The 16,078-nt window shown below is 71.5% G+C and carries 14 protein-coding genes; 10 read left to right on the top strand and 4 right to left on the bottom strand.

The features are described from left to right. Positions 1 to 218: 218 nt before the first annotated feature. From OHB00_RS36680 to OHB00_RS36695, 4 genes are all read left to right on the top strand, one after another. Positions 219 to 1,271 carry a serine hydrolase domain-containing protein gene (locus OHB00_RS36680; protein WP_406441312.1) on the top strand — a complete coding sequence of 351 codons (1,053 nt, stop codon included), beginning with the start codon at positions 219 to 221 and terminating at the stop codon, positions 1,269 to 1,271. A 61-nt stretch (positions 1,272 to 1,332) separates the two neighbouring features. Next, entirely contained in the window at positions 1,333 to 2,859 is a 1,527-nt protein-coding gene (miaB, locus tag OHB00_RS36685) for a tRNA (N6-isopentenyl adenosine(37)-C2)-methylthiotransferase MiaB (protein WP_406441313.1), read from the top strand. 46 nt (positions 2,860 to 2,905) lie between these two features. Then, positions 2,906 to 3,196 (top strand): hypothetical protein, encoded by a 291-nt coding sequence (locus OHB00_RS36690; protein ID WP_406441314.1) that lies wholly within the window; start codon positions 2,906 to 2,908, stop codon positions 3,194 to 3,196. A 10-nt stretch (positions 3,197 to 3,206) separates the two neighbouring features. Then, positions 3,207 to 3,986, top strand: a complete 780-nt coding sequence (locus tag OHB00_RS36695; RefSeq protein ID WP_406441316.1) for a class III extradiol dioxygenase subunit B-like domain-containing protein — start codon at positions 3,207 to 3,209, stop codon at positions 3,984 to 3,986. A gap of 107 nt (positions 3,987 to 4,093) precedes the next feature. Here OHB00_RS36695 and OHB00_RS36700 read toward each other — a convergent pair whose 3' ends face one another. Further along, positions 4,094 to 4,381: an antitoxin gene (locus OHB00_RS36700; protein WP_406441318.1), complete on the bottom strand. Its 288-nt coding sequence runs from the start codon at positions 4,379 to 4,381 to the stop codon at positions 4,094 to 4,096. Between the two features lie 33 nt (positions 4,382 to 4,414). Beyond that, positions 4,415 to 4,714: a hypothetical protein gene (locus tag OHB00_RS36705; protein WP_406441320.1), complete on the bottom strand. Its 300-nt coding sequence runs from the start codon at positions 4,712 to 4,714 to the stop codon at positions 4,415 to 4,417. A gap of 180 nt (positions 4,715 to 4,894) precedes the next feature. Between OHB00_RS36705 and miaA the strand changes: the two genes are divergently transcribed. From miaA to hflX, 6 genes are all read left to right on the top strand, one after another. After that, positions 4,895 to 5,833, top strand: a complete 939-nt coding sequence (miaA, locus tag OHB00_RS36710) for a tRNA (adenosine(37)-N6)-dimethylallyltransferase MiaA (protein WP_406441322.1) — start codon at positions 4,895 to 4,897, stop codon at positions 5,831 to 5,833. A 107-nt stretch (positions 5,834 to 5,940) separates the two neighbouring features. Then, positions 5,941 to 6,447, top strand: coding sequence for a hypothetical protein (locus OHB00_RS36715; protein ID WP_406446155.1), 507 nt, complete (start codon positions 5,941 to 5,943; stop codon positions 6,445 to 6,447). A 133-nt stretch (positions 6,448 to 6,580) separates the two neighbouring features. Further along, a complete protein-coding gene (dapF, locus tag OHB00_RS36720; RefSeq protein WP_406441324.1) occupies positions 6,581 to 7,444 on the top strand; it encodes a diaminopimelate epimerase in 864 nt (287 codons plus the stop codon). Positions 7,445 to 7,739: 295 nt separating this feature from the next. Beyond that, the gene (locus OHB00_RS36725) at positions 7,740 to 9,881 is read left to right on the top strand and encodes a RelA/SpoT family protein (protein ID WP_406441326.1); all 2,142 of its coding nucleotides are present in this window, start codon (positions 7,740 to 7,742) and stop codon (positions 9,879 to 9,881) included. A gap of 69 nt (positions 9,882 to 9,950) precedes the next feature. Then, positions 9,951 to 11,501: a M1 family metallopeptidase gene (locus OHB00_RS36730; protein ID WP_406441327.1), complete on the top strand. Its 1,551-nt coding sequence runs from the start codon at positions 9,951 to 9,953 to the stop codon at positions 11,499 to 11,501. A gap of 156 nt (positions 11,502 to 11,657) precedes the next feature. Next, positions 11,658 to 13,148 carry a GTPase HflX gene (hflX, locus tag OHB00_RS36735; RefSeq protein WP_406441329.1) on the top strand — a complete coding sequence of 497 codons (1,491 nt, stop codon included), beginning with the start codon at positions 11,658 to 11,660 and terminating at the stop codon, positions 13,146 to 13,148. A gap of 148 nt (positions 13,149 to 13,296) precedes the next feature. Here the strand turns inward: hflX and OHB00_RS36740 are convergent, their stop codons facing one another. Next, positions 13,297 to 14,520: a trypsin-like serine peptidase gene (locus tag OHB00_RS36740; RefSeq protein WP_406441331.1), complete on the bottom strand. Its 1,224-nt coding sequence runs from the start codon at positions 14,518 to 14,520 to the stop codon at positions 13,297 to 13,299. 99 nt (positions 14,521 to 14,619) lie between these two features. After that, positions 14,620 to 15,867, bottom strand: a complete 1,248-nt coding sequence (locus tag OHB00_RS36745) for a glucarate dehydratase family protein (protein WP_406441333.1) — start codon at positions 15,865 to 15,867, stop codon at positions 14,620 to 14,622. Positions 15,868 to 16,078 lie beyond the last annotated feature (211 nt).

The following is a 16,078-nucleotide window of genomic DNA, read 5'->3' on the forward strand; positions in this document are numbered from 1 at the left end:
CCGTCCTCCCGGCGACCGGTACCGAGATCCCGCCGGTTGGCGGCGCGACCTCAGCCGGTCGGCGGCGCCCGCCACCCGCGCAACGCCATGTCGCCAGGCCCACCAGCCTCGGCGGGCGGCGCGCGGCCAACCCGTGGCGCAGCCACCACCTCCGCATGCGCCTCACTACGCTGAGCGACGGGAGACCACACGGCCCAGGACGGACAGATCGGGAGACCATGGCCCTCGACCTAGACATCGACGGCATCCGCCGGCTCGTCGGCGAAGGCGTTCGCGACAAGGTCTACCCCGGCGCCGTCTGGGCCGTCGGCGACCGCTCGACCATGGCCATCGGCACCCCGGGCGTCCTGGATCCCGACCGCCCCGACGAACCGATGCGGCACGACACCGTCTTCGACCTCGGCGGCCTCACGGAGATCCTCGCGGTGTGGTCGGCCATCGGATCCCTCGTCGAGGACGGCAAGCTGCACCTCGACGAGCAACTGGGCGACTTCTGGTCCGAGGTGCGCGGCCACCCCCTGGGCCGGGTGACCGCCCACCACCTGCTCACCCACACCGCCGGCGCTCCGCCCTGCACCGACCTCGGTGACCTGTACGGCACCCGTCCCCGGGACATCCGCGACGGCATCCTCCACGAGGCCGTACGCCGCCCGCCCGGGAAGGCCGTGGAGTACACCGACCGCGCCGCCCTCGTCCTCGGCTTCCTGGCCGAGGAACTCTCCGGCCAGAGTCTCGACGCCCTCGCGGCCACCCGCGTGTGGCAGCCCCTCGGCATGACACGTACCTGCTACGGCCCCTTGCCCGACGAAGCGGCCGCCCGCTGCGCACCGACCGAACTCGACGACGTCACGGGGGCCCGCCTGCGAGGCACCGCCCACGGCCGGTCGGCGCAGCTGCTGGGCGGAGTCTGCGGCAGCTCCGGAGCGTTCTCCGTCCTCCCCGACCTCGCGGCCTTCCTCCGCCACGTGCTGCAGCCGGGACACGACGGCGGACGACCCGGTTTCGGCCCCGCCTGGACCCGGGAGTCGCTGCGGATCCGGACCGGCGAAGGCCTCACGCCCGCCGGCGGACTGTTCTGGCGCCCGGCCCCGGAAACCGTTCCCGGGACGGACGACGTCTGGGTGCCCCACGGCTCCACAGGAGCGGGTGCCTGGCTCTCTCCGAAGCAGGGCCGCTGGGCGGTCCTGCTGACCAACGAGCGCTACTACGCCAGGGACCCCGGACCCCTCGGCCACGTCCGCGACGCGTTCCGCTCACTCGCCTTCGCCTGACGGTGCGCCCCCGCCGGAAGGGCCGGGCCAGGGGTCTCCGGGGACCGCCTACCCTTGACCCATGACCAGCAGCAGCGACCGGAGCCCGGTAGTGGACGTTCAGGAACCCAGGACCTACGAAGTGCGCACTTACGGGTGCCAGATGAACGTCCATGACTCCGAGCGATTGTCCGGGCTGCTGGAGGAGGCCGGGTACGTGCGCGCCCCCGAGGGTGCCGACGGCGATGCCGATGTCGTCGTCTTCAACACGTGCGCCGTCCGGGAGAACGCCGACAACCGGCTGTACGGCAACCTCGGCCGCCTGGCGCCGAAGAAGGCGGACCGGCCCGGGATGCAGATCGCGGTCGGCGGCTGCCTCGCGCAGAAGGACCGCGACACCATCGTGCGCAAGGCCCCCTGGGTCGACGTCGTCTTCGGCACGCACAACATCGGCAAGCTGCCGGTCCTGCTGGAGCGCGCCCGGGTCCAGGAAGAGGCCCAGGTCGAGATCGCCGAGTCGCTGGAGGCGTTCCCCTCCACCCTGCCGACCCGCCGCGAGAGCGCCTACGCCGCCTGGGTCTCGATCTCCGTCGGCTGCAACAACACCTGCACGTTCTGTATCGTCCCGGCCCTGCGCGGCAAGGAGAAGGACCGCCGCACCGGCGACATCCTCGCCGAGATCGAGGCCCTGGTCGCCGAGGGCGTCTCCGAGATCACCCTCCTCGGACAGAACGTCAACGCGTACGGCTCCGACATCGGCGACCGCGAGGCCTTCAGCAAGCTGCTGCGGGCCTGCGGCAACATCGAGGGTCTGGAGCGGGTCCGGTTCACCTCCCCGCACCCCCGGGACTTCACGGACGACGTGATCGCGGCCATGGCCGAGACCCCGAACGTGATGCCGCAGCTGCACATGCCGCTGCAGTCCGGCTCGGACACGGTCCTGAAGGCGATGCGCCGCTCGTACCGGCAGGAGCGCTACCTCGGGATCATCGAGAAGGTGCGGGCCGCGATCCCGCACGCGGCGATCACCACCGACATCATCGTGGGCTTCCCCGGCGAGACCGAGGCGGACTTCGAGCAGACGATGCACGCCGTGCGCGAGGCCCGTTTCACCCAGGCCTTCACCTTCCAGTACTCCAAGCGGCCCGGTACCCCCGCCGCGACCATGGAGAACCAGATCCCCAAGGAGGTCGTCCAGGCGCGCTACGAGCGTCTCGTCGCCCTTCAGGAGGAGATCTCCTGGGAGGAGAACAAGAAGCAGGTCGGCCGCACGCTCGACCTGATGGTCGCCGAGGGGGAGGGCCGCAAGGACGGCGCCACCCACCGCCTGTCCGGGCGCGCCCCCGACAACCGGCTCGTCCACTTCACCAAGCCGGACCAGGAGGTCCGCCCCGGCGACGTGGTCACGGTCGGGATCACCTACGCCGCCCCGCACCACCTCCTCGCCGAGGGCCCGGCGCTCGCCGTCCGGCGCACCCGCGCCGGCGACGCCTGGGAGAAGCGGAACGCGGCCGAGGCGGCCAAGCCGGCGGGCGTGCTGCTGGGGCTGCCGAAGATCGGGGTCCCGGAGCCGTTGCCGGTGGCGACCGGGGGCTGCGCGGCGCACTGAACCGGCGCCATACTCCTCACGTCGATCAGGAGCCGGGGGGCGGAGCATGGCGCGCTGGGTGGTTGTCGTGCAGTTCGGGAACGGGGAGTACTACAGGGTCGAGGAGGTCACCCGCTTCGAGAGCACCCCGGAGCAGGCCCGGGCCACCCTGTACGAGGTCGCCTGTACCCACCGCCCGCGCACCGGTCTGCGCCAGCAGCGCCGCGAGGTGTTCCGGATGGGGGACGGGGACGCGTACTACGTCCACATCGACGGCATGGTGTCCACGCACCGCGTGTTCTACCGGCTGGCGGAACTGGCGTGGAGCACCGGTGCCGCCCCCGTGTACCCGCAGTAGGCTGCCGATCATGCTTGTCGCAGCCGCTGTCTGCCCCTGCCCGCCCGTGCTCGTGCCCGAGCTCGCCGCGGGAGCCGCGCCGGAGCTGGACGCCGCGCGTGCCGCCTGCGCCGACGCGCTCGGGGTGCTCGCCGCTGCCCGGCCCGATCTCCTGGTGGTGGTGGGGCCCGCCGAACAGCCGGGGCGGGGCGTGTTCCCGCAGGGCAGCCGGGGCACCTTCCGGGGCTTCGGGGCCGCGGTCGACGTACGGCTGGGCAGCGGCGCGGTCAGTGGCAGCGGCGCAGCCGGTGGCCGGGACGCGGCCGGGGAGCGGAACGAGGCAGGGGAGCGGGACGCGGCCGGGGAGCGGGAGCTGCCGCCCTCGCTCACCGTCGGCGCCTGGCTGCTGGAGCGCACCGGCTGGGCCGACGCCCCCATCGAGGGACTAGGCGTCGGCGAGTCCCTGGAGGCCGAGCGGTGTCTCCGGGCCGGCCGGGAGATCGCCGGCCGGGCCGCGCGGGTGGCGATGCTGGTCATGGGCGACGCCAGCGCCTGCCGCACCCTCAAGGCGCCGGGCTACCTCGACGAACGGGCGGCCCCCTTCGACGCCGAGGTCGCCCGGGCGCTCGGCGCGGCCGACATCGCCGCGATCAAGGCACTCGACGCCGACCTGGCGTACCAGCTCAAGGCCGCCGGCCGCGCCCCCTGGCAGGTGCTGGCCGGCGCGGCCCAGGACACGGACCTTGCCGGCGCCCTCCTCCACGACGACGCCCCGTACGGCGTCTGCTATCTGGTGGCGACCTGGTCCTGAGCACCGGCCGCACCGCGCCCCGGTTCCGGAACGCGTGCCAAACGGCGGACGGCCGGGAGTCGGGTGACTCTCGGCCGTCCGCCGATCTTCTCCGGGTCCCGCCCGGCTCAGGAAGCCGGCGGCGGCCCCTCCGGCCGGGTCGGGGTGGTGGGGCCGGGTGCCGTACCGCCCATGGCGTCCGGGTGCACAAACCGGTCCATGGCGCCCTTGGCCTTGCCGGTGCCTGTATGGATCTTGTCGCTGTACTTGCCCTTGGTCTTCTCGTCGACGACCTGCGCGGCCTTGTCGATGCCGTGCTGGAGCTTGTCGATCTTGTCCTCGTGCTGCTGCGCGAGGTGAGAGGCCTTGTCCTTGGCCGGGGCGAGCTTGGCCTTCAAATTGTTCAAAAGACCCATGGTGACCTTCCCTGTGGCTTCCCTCGCGGGCCGTTACGTGCGGGCGCCCTCGCCTGCCTCGTTGTCGGCGGCCTCCTTGGCGGACTGCTGCTTGGGGATCTCGGTGCTCTCGGCGGCGACCGCGGTGCGCTCCGGCTCCGTCCTCGCGTCCGCGCTCCGGCCGTCCTCGCCCGAGTCCTTCGCCGCCGCCTCGGCCGCCCCCTCCGTGGCGTCGTCCGGTCCGGGCCCGTCAGGCTCGGCATCGGCCGGCGCCTTGGCCTCCGGCTCTTGCGACGTCGTCGGCTCTTCCGACGTCTTCGGCTTCTTGCCAAGGAACCGTGCAAAAACGCCCATATCCACTCCATACGTTACTCGTGCGAGCGAAATCCCGCGTGACCCCGGTGCGTCCGATTGCGTCGGACCGGTCGCCGCCTCTCGTCGGCGGCGGGAACCTCGCAACGGGCAACGAAGCCGGCCACGCTCCGTCACGTAACTCGTTCGAGACCTGCTCCCGAGGTTTGCGAGACTGGTGCGGTGAGCAGCGCACCCCCCGCCCCCCGTGTCATCGCCGTCGTCGGCCCCACCGCGGCCGGAAAGTCCGATCTGGGCGTCTTCCTGGCTCAACGGCTCGGCGGGGAGGTCGTCAACGCCGACTCCATGCAGCTGTACCGGGGGATGGACATCGGCACCGCCAAGCTGACGCCCGAGGAGCGCGCCGGCGTCCCGCACCACCTGCTCGACATCTGGGACGTGACCGTCACCGCCTCCGTCGCCGAGTACCAGCGGCTCGCCCGCGCCCGGATCGACGCCCTGCTCGCCGCGGGCCGCTGGCCGATCCTGGTCGGCGGCAGCGGGCTGTACGTCCGCGGCGCCGTCGACAACCTGGAGTTCCCCGGCACCGACCCCGAGGTCAGGGCCCGTCTGGAGGAGGAGCTCGTCCTGCGCGGCTCCGGCGCCCTGCACGCCCGGCTGTGCGCGGCCGACCCCGAGGCGGGCCGCGCGATCCTGCCGAGCAACGGCCGCCGTATCGTCCGCGCGCTGGAGGTGATCGAGATCACCGGGCGCCCCTTCACCGCCAACCTGCCCGGCCACGACTCGGTCTACGACACCGTCCAGATCGGCGTCGACGTGGCCCGGCCCGAGCTCGACGAGCGCATCGCGCTGCGCGTCGACCGGATGTGGGAGGCCGGTCTCGTGGCGGAGGTGCGCGCGCTGGAGGCGCACGGGCTGCGCGAGGGCCGCACGGCGTCGCGCGCGCTCGGCTACCAGCAGGTCCTGTCGGCGCTCGCCGGCGAATGCACGGAAGCGGAAGCGCGGGCCGAGACCGTCCGTGCCACCAAGCGCTTCGCGCGCCGCCAGGATTCGTGGTTCAGGCGCGACCCCCGGGTGCACTGGTTGAGTGGGGCCGCGGCGGACCGCGAAGAACTTCCGCGGCTGGCCCTGGCGTTGGTCGAACGACCGGTCACAGCCTGATCACGTCATGGCATCGGGATGCGCCACCGGTCATCGAGGCCTGCGGTGCCGTGCCATCATCGAGCTTCGATCGCAAGTGGAGTCCTAGGTTGGGAGGGCGCGTGGCGATGGAGGCCGGCCCTCGCGACACCGCACAAGACAGCGAGCATGTCGTCGTCGGGCCCAGTGACATGGACGAGGCCGAGGACCGGCTGAGCTCCGACGGTCCGGACGACACGGTGGGCGACGGCGTGACCGCCGACGGCCCCGAGCCGGAGGAGATGTTCGCGAGCGGCCCCGAGGTCGAGGTCGAGCTCCGCCCGCAGCGCCGCCTGCGCCTGTGGCAGCTGGCCCCCATCGTCGGCCTGGCCGCGGTCGGCTCCCTGATGTTCGCCTTCCCGCTGGCCTTCGACTTCGGCGACAGCGGCGCGGTGATCGCGATGCTGGGCCTGCTGATCTGCTCCTGCGCGGCGGGCTGGGGCATGACGGCCGCCCGCAGGGTGGGCTATACCTTTCCGGGCATCCCGGCGAAGGGCTCAGGCCGCAGGCCCGACTGGCGCGTGGTGATCGGCTACGTGGCCCTGGTGGCGATCGTGGTCGTACTGGCGGTGTGGCGCGTGGCGCGCCTGCGCTGAAAACGCCCCTCACTGGAGCGCCCCGTCAGGGGCGCGGGGCTGTGTCGGACATGCGGCTGCCGCCGCGCGGGCGTGGCCGGCCCCCACGCACCCGCACCCGAACCACCACGCAACCCTCCCTTACCCTCGAAGAATGAGCATCCCCTTCCTCAAGGGCCACGGCACCGAGAACGACTTCGTGATCGTCCCGGACCCCGACAACGCCCTGGACCTCACCCCGGCCGCCGTGGCTGCCCTCTGCGACCGCCGCGCAGGCATCGGCGCCGACGGCGTGCTGCACGTCGTACGGTCCGCCGCGCACCCCGAGGCCAAGGGGATGGCCGCCGACGCCGAGTGGTTCATGGACTACCGCAACGGCGACGGCTCGATCGCCGAGATGTGCGGCAACGGCGTCCGCGTCTTCGCCCGCTACCTCCAGCACGCCGGCCACACCACGGAGGGCGACCTCGCCGTCGCCACCCGCGGCGGCGTCAGGACCGTGCACATCGCCAAGGACGGAGACGTCACCGTCGGCATGGGCAGCGCCCGCCTCCCCGAGGGCGACGTGACCGTGAGCGTCGGCGACCGCACCTGGCCCGCGCGGAACGTGAACATGGGCAACCCGCACGCCGTCGCCTTCGTCGAGGACCTCGCCGACGCCGGTGACCTCTGCACCCCGCCCCCCTTCGGCCCGCCGTCGGCCTACCCCGAAGGGGTCAACGTCGAGTTCGTGGTCGACCGCGGCCCCCGTCACGTCGCGATGCGCGTGCACGAGCGCGGTTCCGGCGAGACCCGCTCCTGTGGCACCGGCGCCTGCGCGGTCGCCGTGGCCACCGCCCGCCGCGACGGCGCCGACCCTTCGGTGACCGGCGCCCCGGCGACGTACACCGTGGACGTGCCCGGCGGGCGGCTCGTCATCACCGAGCGGCCCGACGGCGAGATCGAGATGACCGGCCCCGCCGTGATCGTCGCCGAGGGCGAGATCGACGCCGACTGGCTGGAAAACGCCGTCCGTTGAGCTGACCGCACGTCGGAAACCGTGGTCCGGACGGTCGTTCGACATCCGGATCCACGGCCCGTGTTGCCCCCGACGGTGAGAATCGTCAGCCACCCCCCGAACAGGTGGCGCAAAATCGTAAACCTCGAAATCGTCGCTCGATGGGGTGATCCGTTTCACGCTGGGCGGGAGCCGGTCAATCGGAGGTGATGGGCTCGGTAGCATCAAGCACCGGCACGGACGGGGGAACGTCGCCAATCCCTGAGCCGCGTATGCCCTGGGGCCCCGTCCACCGGTCCACGAGCCGGAGGTGCCCATGAGTGCGGAGGCCACGAACCCTGCGACGCCCGGTCCAGTAGCGGCCGAGGCGGCGGTCCGCAGGAAGGCCCGCCCCCGGATCGACCTGCGTCGGCTCGGCCGGGCCGCGCTGCTCGGCAACGCCGCGCGCGGCAGACTCCCCGACGCGATCGGCCATGTCGTCGAGGCGCACCGCGCCCACTACCCCGACGCCGACCTCGAACCGCTGCGCCGTGCCTACGTGCTGGCCGAGTCCTCGCACCGCGGCCAGATGCGCAAGAGCGGCGAGCCGTACATCACCCACCCCCTGGCGGTCACCCTGATCCTCGCCGAACTCGGTGCCGAGACCACGACCCTGACGGCGTCTCTGCTGCACGACACCGTCGAGGACACCGATGTGACGCTCGACCAGGTACGGGAACAGTTCGGCGAGGAGGTCCGTTATCTGGTCGACGGGGTGACGAAACTCGAAAAGGTCGACTACGGGGCCGCCGCCGAGCCCGAGACCTTCCGCAAGATGCTCGTGGCCACCGGCAGTGACGTCCGGGTGATGTCGATCAAGCTCGCCGACCGCCTGCACAACATGCGCACCCTCGGCGTGATGCGCCGAGAGAAACAGGAACGCATCGCCAAGGTGACCCGTGACGTCCTCATCCCGCTCGCCGAGCGGCTCGGCGTGCAGGCGCTGAAGACCGAGCTGGAGGACCTGGTCTTCGCCATCCTGCACCCCGAGGAGTACGAGCACACCCGGGAGCTGATCGCCGAGAACGCCGCCCGCCCCGGCGACCCGCTCGCCGAGATCGCCGACGAGGTTCGCGGCGTGCTGCGCGAGGCCGACATCCCCGCCGAAGTCCTCATCCGGCCCCGGCACTTCGTATCCGTCCACCGCGTCAGCCGCAAACGCGGCGAGCTGCGCGGCGCCGACTTCGGCCGGCTCCTCGTCCTGGTCAACGAGGACGCGGACTGTTACGCCGTCCTCGGCGAACTGCACACCTGTATGACCCCGGTGGTCTCGGAGTTCAAGGACTTCATCGCCGTACCGAAGTTCAACCTGTACCAGTCGCTCCACACGGCGGTCGCCCGCGGCGACGGACAGGTAGCCGAAGTCCTCATCCGCACCCACCAGATGCACAGGACCGCCGAGGCCGGCGTGGTCGCCCTCGGCAACCCCTACGCCCCGGCCGCCGACGCTCCCGCGGCGGAGGCCTCCGACTCTCTGGTCGACGGCGAGCGCGCCGACCCCACCCGCCCCGGCTGGCTCTCCCGTCTCCTCGACTGGCAGAAGGCCGCTCCGGACACCGACACCTTCTGGTCCACCCTGCGCGAGGACCTCGCCCAGGACCGCGAGATCACCGTCTTCCGCCCCGACGGCGGCACCCTCGGCCTCCCCGAGGGCGCGACCTGTGTCGACGCCGCGTACGCCCAGTACGGCGAGGACGCCCACGCCTGTATCGGCGCCCGCGTCAACGGCCGCCTCGCGACCCTCAGCACGGTCCTCGTGGACGGCGACACCGTCCAGCTCCTGATGGGCCAGGACCCGGCCTCCGAGCCCTCCCGGGAGTGGCTGGAGCACGCCCACACCCCGGCGGCCCGGATCGCCATCCAGCGCTGGCTCGCCGCCCACCCGGACAGCACCGAGGAGCTGCCGGCCCCCGCGCCCAGCCGACCCGTACCCGACCCGTCGGTCTCCGGCGGTGCCCCGAGCACCGCCCCCCGGACCGCCAGCGCCGTGGTCGCCGCCCGCCCGGACGCGACCGTACGGCTCGCCGGCTGCTGCACCCCCGTCCCGCCCGACGAGATCGCCGGCTTCGCCGTACGCGGGGGAGTGGTCACCGTGCATCGCGTGGAGTGCGCCTCGGTGCTCCACATGAAGGGCACCGGGCGCCCCGAGGTGGCCGTGAGCTGGGGCGACAGCACGGCCTGCCGGGTCACCCTGGTCGCCGAATCGTTCGGCCGCCCGCATCTGCTCGCCGACCTCACCGAGGCGATGGCCCAGGAGGGCGCCGAGATCGTCTCGGCGACCGTGGAACCCCCCAGCCAGCAGCGCGTGCGGCACACGTACACCGTGGAGCTTCCCGACGCGGCCCACCTGCCCGCCCTCATGCGCGCCATGCGCAACGTGCCCGGCGTGTACGACGTCGGCCGAGCGCAACACCAGTGACCTACTCGTTCGAGTGGATCGGTCGCGCGTCGTCGTCCTGAGGGTGGGGTGCGCTGGTAGCGGTGGTTCATGCCGCTCACCCTTCGCACCCGCGCGCTGACGGGACGTACCGGACCACTCCGGCGTACCACCGCCGGCCCGCTCAGGCGTGCCGCCGGCCCGCTCCGGCGCCGGCGGGCCGCCGCCCTGCTGGCCTCCGCCGTCTCCGTCGCCCTCCTCGGCGCCAGCGCCCCGCCGGTCCCGCTCGGCGTCGGCGACCGGCTCTTCCCGTACCTCGGCAACCCGGGGTACGACGTGGCCTCGTACGACCTCTCCTTCACCTATCCCGGCAGCAACGACAAGCCGCTCCAGGCCGTCACCACCATCGACGCCTGGACCACCACCGACCTGGACCGGCTCAACCTGGACTTCGCACACGGCAAGATCGAGTCCGTCGAGGTGGACGGCCGTCCCGCCGCCTTCGAGAGCGCCGGTGAGGACCTCGTCGTCACGCCCGGCCGGCCGCTGCGCCGGGGGGACTGGACGCGGATCACGGTCAAGCACACCAGCGACCCCGTCTCCGCCAAGGACCAGGACGGCGGCTGGGTGCGCACCACCGACGGGCTCGCCATGGCCAACCAGGCCGACGCCGCCCACCTGGTCTTCCCGTGCAACGACCACCCGTCCGACAAGGCGATGTTCACCTTCCACGTGACCGCCCCGAACGGCTACACCGTCGTCGCCAACGGTCTGCCCACCGAGGCGGCCCGGATCGGCCGCACGACCACCTGGACCTACCGCACCCAGCACCCCATGGCCACCGAGCTGGCCCAGGTCTCCATCGGCCGCTCCGCCGTACTGCACCGCGCGGGACCGCACGGACTGCCCGTCCGGGACGTCGTGCCGAGCGCCGACGCGAAGAAGCTCGAACCCTGGCTGGCGAAGACCCCGGACCAGATCGCCTGGCTGGAGAGCAAGGTCGGCGCCTTCCCGTTCGAGACGTACGGCGTGCTCATGGCACAGGCGTCCACCGGCTTCGAACTGGAGACCCAGACCCTCTCCCTCTTCGAGAAGAACCTGTTCACCGAGCCCGCCTACCCCAAGTGGTACATCGAGTCGATCATGGTGCACGAGCTGTCCCACCAGTGGTTCGGCGACAGCGTCAGCCCGCGCGTGTGGTCCGACGTCTGGCTCAACGAGGGCCACGCCACCTGGTACGAGGAGCTGTACGCGGAGGAGAAGGGCCATCAGCCCATGATCAACCGCATGAAGGCCGCGTACGGCGCCTCCGACCGCTGGCGCGCCGCCGGCGGACCGCCCGCCCTGCCCAAGGCCCCCGAGCCCGGCCAGAAGATCAGCATCTTCCGCCCGAACATCTACGACGGCGCCGCCCTCGCCCTCTACGCCCTGCGCCAGGAGATCGGCAAACCCGCCTTCGAGCGCCTGGAGCGGGTCTGGGTCCAGCGCCACAAGGACGGCACGGCGACCACCGCCGACTTCGTCCAGCTGGCCTCAGCGATCGCCAACCGCGACCTCACGGGCTTCTTCGACGCCTGGCTGTACGGCGCGAAGACCCCGCCGATGCCCGGCCACCCGGACTGGAAGCAGGTCCCGGCCCCGAAGAAGCAGGCGAGGAAGTAACGGCGGGCCGGCCCCCGGAATAACACGGTGCCGGGACTGCGCGTACCGTGCGACCATCGTGGGGCCGGCACGGTACGGGTCGCGGGGAATCTCCCGGGGTACTCGTACGTTGAGACATCGAAGCCGGTTTCGGCATCCCATCGACGTAAGGACCCAATGACCTCCTCTTCTTCCCCTTCCCAGGACACCAGGCGCCTCGCGCAGGACTACCCCGACGGTCTTCGGGCCGATGCCCTGATGGAAGAGGACGTCGCCTGGAGCCACGAGATCGACGGAGAGCGGGACGGCGACCAGTTCGACCGCTCCGAGCGCGCGGCCCTGCGCCGCGTGGTGGGCCTCTCCACCGAGCTTGAGGACGTCACCGAGGTCGAGTACCGACAGCTCCGCCTGGAGCGGGTCGTGCTGGTCGGGGTGTGGACCTCGGGCACCGTGCAGGACGCGGACAACTCCCTCGCGGAGCTGGCCGCCCTCGCCGAGACGGCGGGCGCGCTTGTCCTCGACGGCGTCATCCAGCGCCGCGACAAGCCCGACGCGGCCACCTACATCGGCTCCGGCAAGGCCCTGGAGCTGCGCGACATCGTCCTCGAAACCGGCGCCGACACGGTCATCTGCGACGGTGAGCTCAGCCCGGGTCAGCTGATCCAGCTGGAGGACGTCGTCAAGGTCAAGGTCATCGACCGGACCGCCCTGATCCTGGACATCTTCGCCCAGCACGCCAAGTCCCGCGAGGGCAAGGCGCAGGTCGCGCTCGCGCAGATGCAGTACATGCTGCCGCGGCTGCGAGGCTGGGGTCAGTCGCTGTCCCGGCAGATGGGTGGCGGTCGCGGCGGCCTGGCCACGCGTGGTCCCGGTGAGACCAAGATCGAGACGGACCGGCGGCGGATCCGCGAGAAGATGGCGAAGATGCGCCGGGAGATCGCGGAGATGAAGACCGGCCGCGAGATCAAGCGCCAGGAGCGCCGCCGCAACAAGGTGCCGTCCGTCGCCATCGCGGGCTACACCAACGCCGGCAAGTCCTCCCTGCTCAACCGCCTCACGGGCGCCGGCGTCCTGGTCGAGAACGCCCTGTTCGCGACCCTGGACCCGACGGTCCGGCGTGCGGAGACCCCGAGCGGCCGTCTCTACACCCTGACGGACACCGTCGGCTTCGTCCGCCACCTGCCCCACCACCTGGTCGAGGCGTTCCGTTCCACCATGGAGGAGGTCGGCGGCTCCGACCTGATCCTGCACGTGGTCGACGGCTCGCACCCGGTCCCGGAGGAGCAGCTGGCGGCCGTGCGCGAGGTGATCAGGGACGTCGGCGCCACCGACGTGCCCGAGATCGTCGTGATCAACAAGGCGGACGCGGCGGACCCGCTGGTCCTCCAGCGCCTGCTCCGCAACGAGAAGCGTTCCCTCGCGGTCTCGGCCCGCACCGGCCTGGGCATCGAGGAACTCCTCGCCCTGATCGACAACGATCTGCCCCGCCCGTCGGTCGAGATCGAGGCACTGGTCCCGTACACCCACGGCAAGCTGGTGGCCCGCGCCCACAACGAGGGCGAGGTCCTCTCGGAGGAACACACCGCCGAGGGCACCCTCCTCAAGGTCCGCGTCCACGAGGAACTGGCGGCAGAACTCACGCCGTACATCCCGGCTCCGGCCGCGTGACAGCCCGTAGTCCGTAGGTGAAAGGCCCGCCCCCAAGGGGGCGGGCCTTTACTTACCTGGAGACGCGGGGAACTGTGCGACCAGCCACGAGGATGAGCCAGCCGCCCACGCACCCGATGCACCGCGGCGCGAAGGCGTCACTCGCCCCTCACTGGTCAGCAAACTCCTTGCTGACCCCCTCATACACACCCTTGGCCACATCCCCGAACCGAGGCCCGGCCAGCCACCCCGAACTCACCGGCCCGATCGACGTGTTGGACACCAGCGCCGGCTTGCCGCCGGCACCCGTCTCCACCCAGCCCCCACCGGACGCCCCACCGGTCATCGTGCAGCCGATCCGGTACATCGTCGGCGCCGACGCATCGACCGACAGCCGCCCCGGTTTGTCCGCGCACTGGTACAGCAACGACCCGTCGTACGGCTTCGCCGCCGGATACCCGGTGGCGGTGATGCTCGACACCTTCGGCACCGCAGGCGCGTCGAAGTCCACCGGCAACGCCGAACCGACCGTCTCCTCAAGCGATTTGCCGCCATTACCCTGCTCGGGCGTCACATGGATCACGGCGTAGTCGTACGACGCCCCGTGGCCGCCCGTCTCACCGCCCTGGTCGATCCACTGCTGCGAGGTCTGCGCCCCGTCACCCCACCAGACGCCGTAGGGCGCGATCTCCGAACGGGTCGCCGCCGCCAGCGCCGAACCGGTCAGCCCCTTGTCGTTGTACGACGGCACGAAAGCGATGTTGCGGTACCAGCCGCCGTTCTTGCCGGCGTGCACACAGTGCCCCGCCGTCCACACCAGGTCGGACTTGCCGGGGTGCGCCGGATCCTCGACGACCGTCGCGGAGCAGACCATCGTGCCCTCGGGAGAGTCGAAGAAGACCTTCCCTGCCGTCGCCGCGCTCGCGTGATAAGCCGGCCGCACCGCCGTCGCCCGGACCGGCTCCGGCGTCGGGTCGGTCACCCCCTGGTCTCCGGAGAGGTCGTTGTCGTCGACACCCTTGTCCTTGTCGGGATCGTCGGCGTCCCGCATCCGCTTCGGGTCCCACAGGTCCTTGATGATGGGGTTGATGAAGTCGTTGGCCTCGCGCAGCCAGTCGTCCTTGTCCCAGTTCTTCCAGGCGCCGTTCTTCCACTTGTCGATGTCGATCCCGTGCTCTTTGAGCCTGTTCTTGATGTCGTCAGGGATCTTGATCTTGCCGTCACCCGTGCCGGCCGTGGCGGACGCGGACGCCGGGCCGCTCGCGTTGTCGTCGCCGGAGCCGCTGCAGGCGGTGGCGGTCAGCGCCAGCGCCGAGGCGAGGGCGACGGCCGCCGGCGCACGGGCCGCGCCCCTTCCACCTCGAAGGGCGAACGACGGCCGCATGGATGGCATGGTGGTGACTCCCCCTGTTGGCAAGGAACTTCAGCGCCACACACTATGCGCTCGCTGTGTGCCGCTCCCGACGGAAGGGCAACGGTTTCGCTACGGCCCTCACCAGCGAGGCAACCGCAGTTCGTAGGTGGGATCGACGCGCCGCATGTAACCGGTGTCGTCGCGAGTGCGTATGCCCGACTCCAGGTACAGCCGGTGCAGCCGGTCGAGCGCCTCGTGATCGAGTTCGACGCCGAGCCCGGGACCGGTGGGGACGCGGACCGCTCCGTCGGCCAGCTCCAGCACACCGGGTCGGATCACGTCGTCGGCGCTGTTCCACGGGTAGTGGGTGTCGCAGGAGTGGTCCAGGTTGGGGATCGCCGCCGCGACATGGGTCATGGCGGCCAGGCTGATGCCCAGATGCGAGTTGGAGTGCATGGACAGGGTCAGTCCGAACGCCTCACAGACGGCGGCGAGTTCCCGGGTGCGACGCAGCCCGCCCCAGTAGTGGTGGTCGGTGAGGAGCACCTGGATCGCGTTCCGCTCGACCGCCGGCCGGAGGTGCTCCCAGGCGATCACGCACATGTTGGTGGCGAGGGGGAGCGGCGACTCCTTCGCCACGGCCGCCATGCCCTCGATGGTCGCGGTCGGATCCTCCAGGTATTCGATGACGCCTTCGAGCTCCCGTGCCACGTACCGCGACGTCTCCACCGTCCAGGCCGTGTTCGGGTCGAGCCGCAGCGGCTGCCCGGGGAACGCCTCGGCGAGCGCCCGCATCGCCGCGATCTCCTCGTCCGGCGGAAAGACGCCACCCTTCAGCTTGAACGACCGGAACCCGTACCGCTGTTGCATCAGCCGGGCCTGCTCGACGACCCCGGCCGGGTCCAGCGCCGCGCCCCAGCCGTCGCCGACCGCCGGGCGGCCGTCCAGCGCGGGGTGCTCCGCCCACTTGTAGAACAGGTAGGCCGCGAACGGCACCGAGTCCCGGACCCGGCCGCCGAGCAGGTCGCTGACCGGGCGCCCGAGCAGCCTGCCCTGGGCGTCGAGGCAGGCCACCTCCACCGCACTGGTGGTCCACCCGCGTTCGTGCGAGCTGGGCACGGCCGGGAACAGAGCCGTGTCGATAGTCGCGGTGACCGCGGTCACGTCGAAGACGTCCATGCCCACCACCAGCCGCGCCGCCGCTTCGAGCCGCTCCAGCCGGGCTGTGCCGCCGGGGGCCTCGCCGAGCCCTACCGTGCCGTCCTCCAGCACGAGTTGGAGCACGATCCGCAGGGCGAGCGGCTCGTGGACGCCACTGGAGTTGAGCAGCGGTGGGTCGCGGAAGGCGATCGGGGTGACGATCAGTTCACGGATCTTCGTGCTCATGGGGCGACTGCCTCCGGTCCACGGTCGGGCTCACCGATGTTCAAGTCAGAGAACTTGCGTCATGTATCTAAATGACCGGCCCAAGTTTTTAATCGCTCGATCCTCACGTCAAGACATCGTCGGACGCCCGGGCGGAGCGCTCAGGGGTGAGTCCGTGTCCAGCGGGGTGAACCATGGCCGGATCGGGAAAGGCAAGCCCGCGGCAAGGATC

It is taken from the genome of Streptomyces sp. NBC_00631 (assembly GCF_045206895.1).
Taxonomy (GTDB): domain Bacteria; phylum Actinomycetota; class Actinomycetes; order Streptomycetales; family Streptomycetaceae; genus Streptomyces.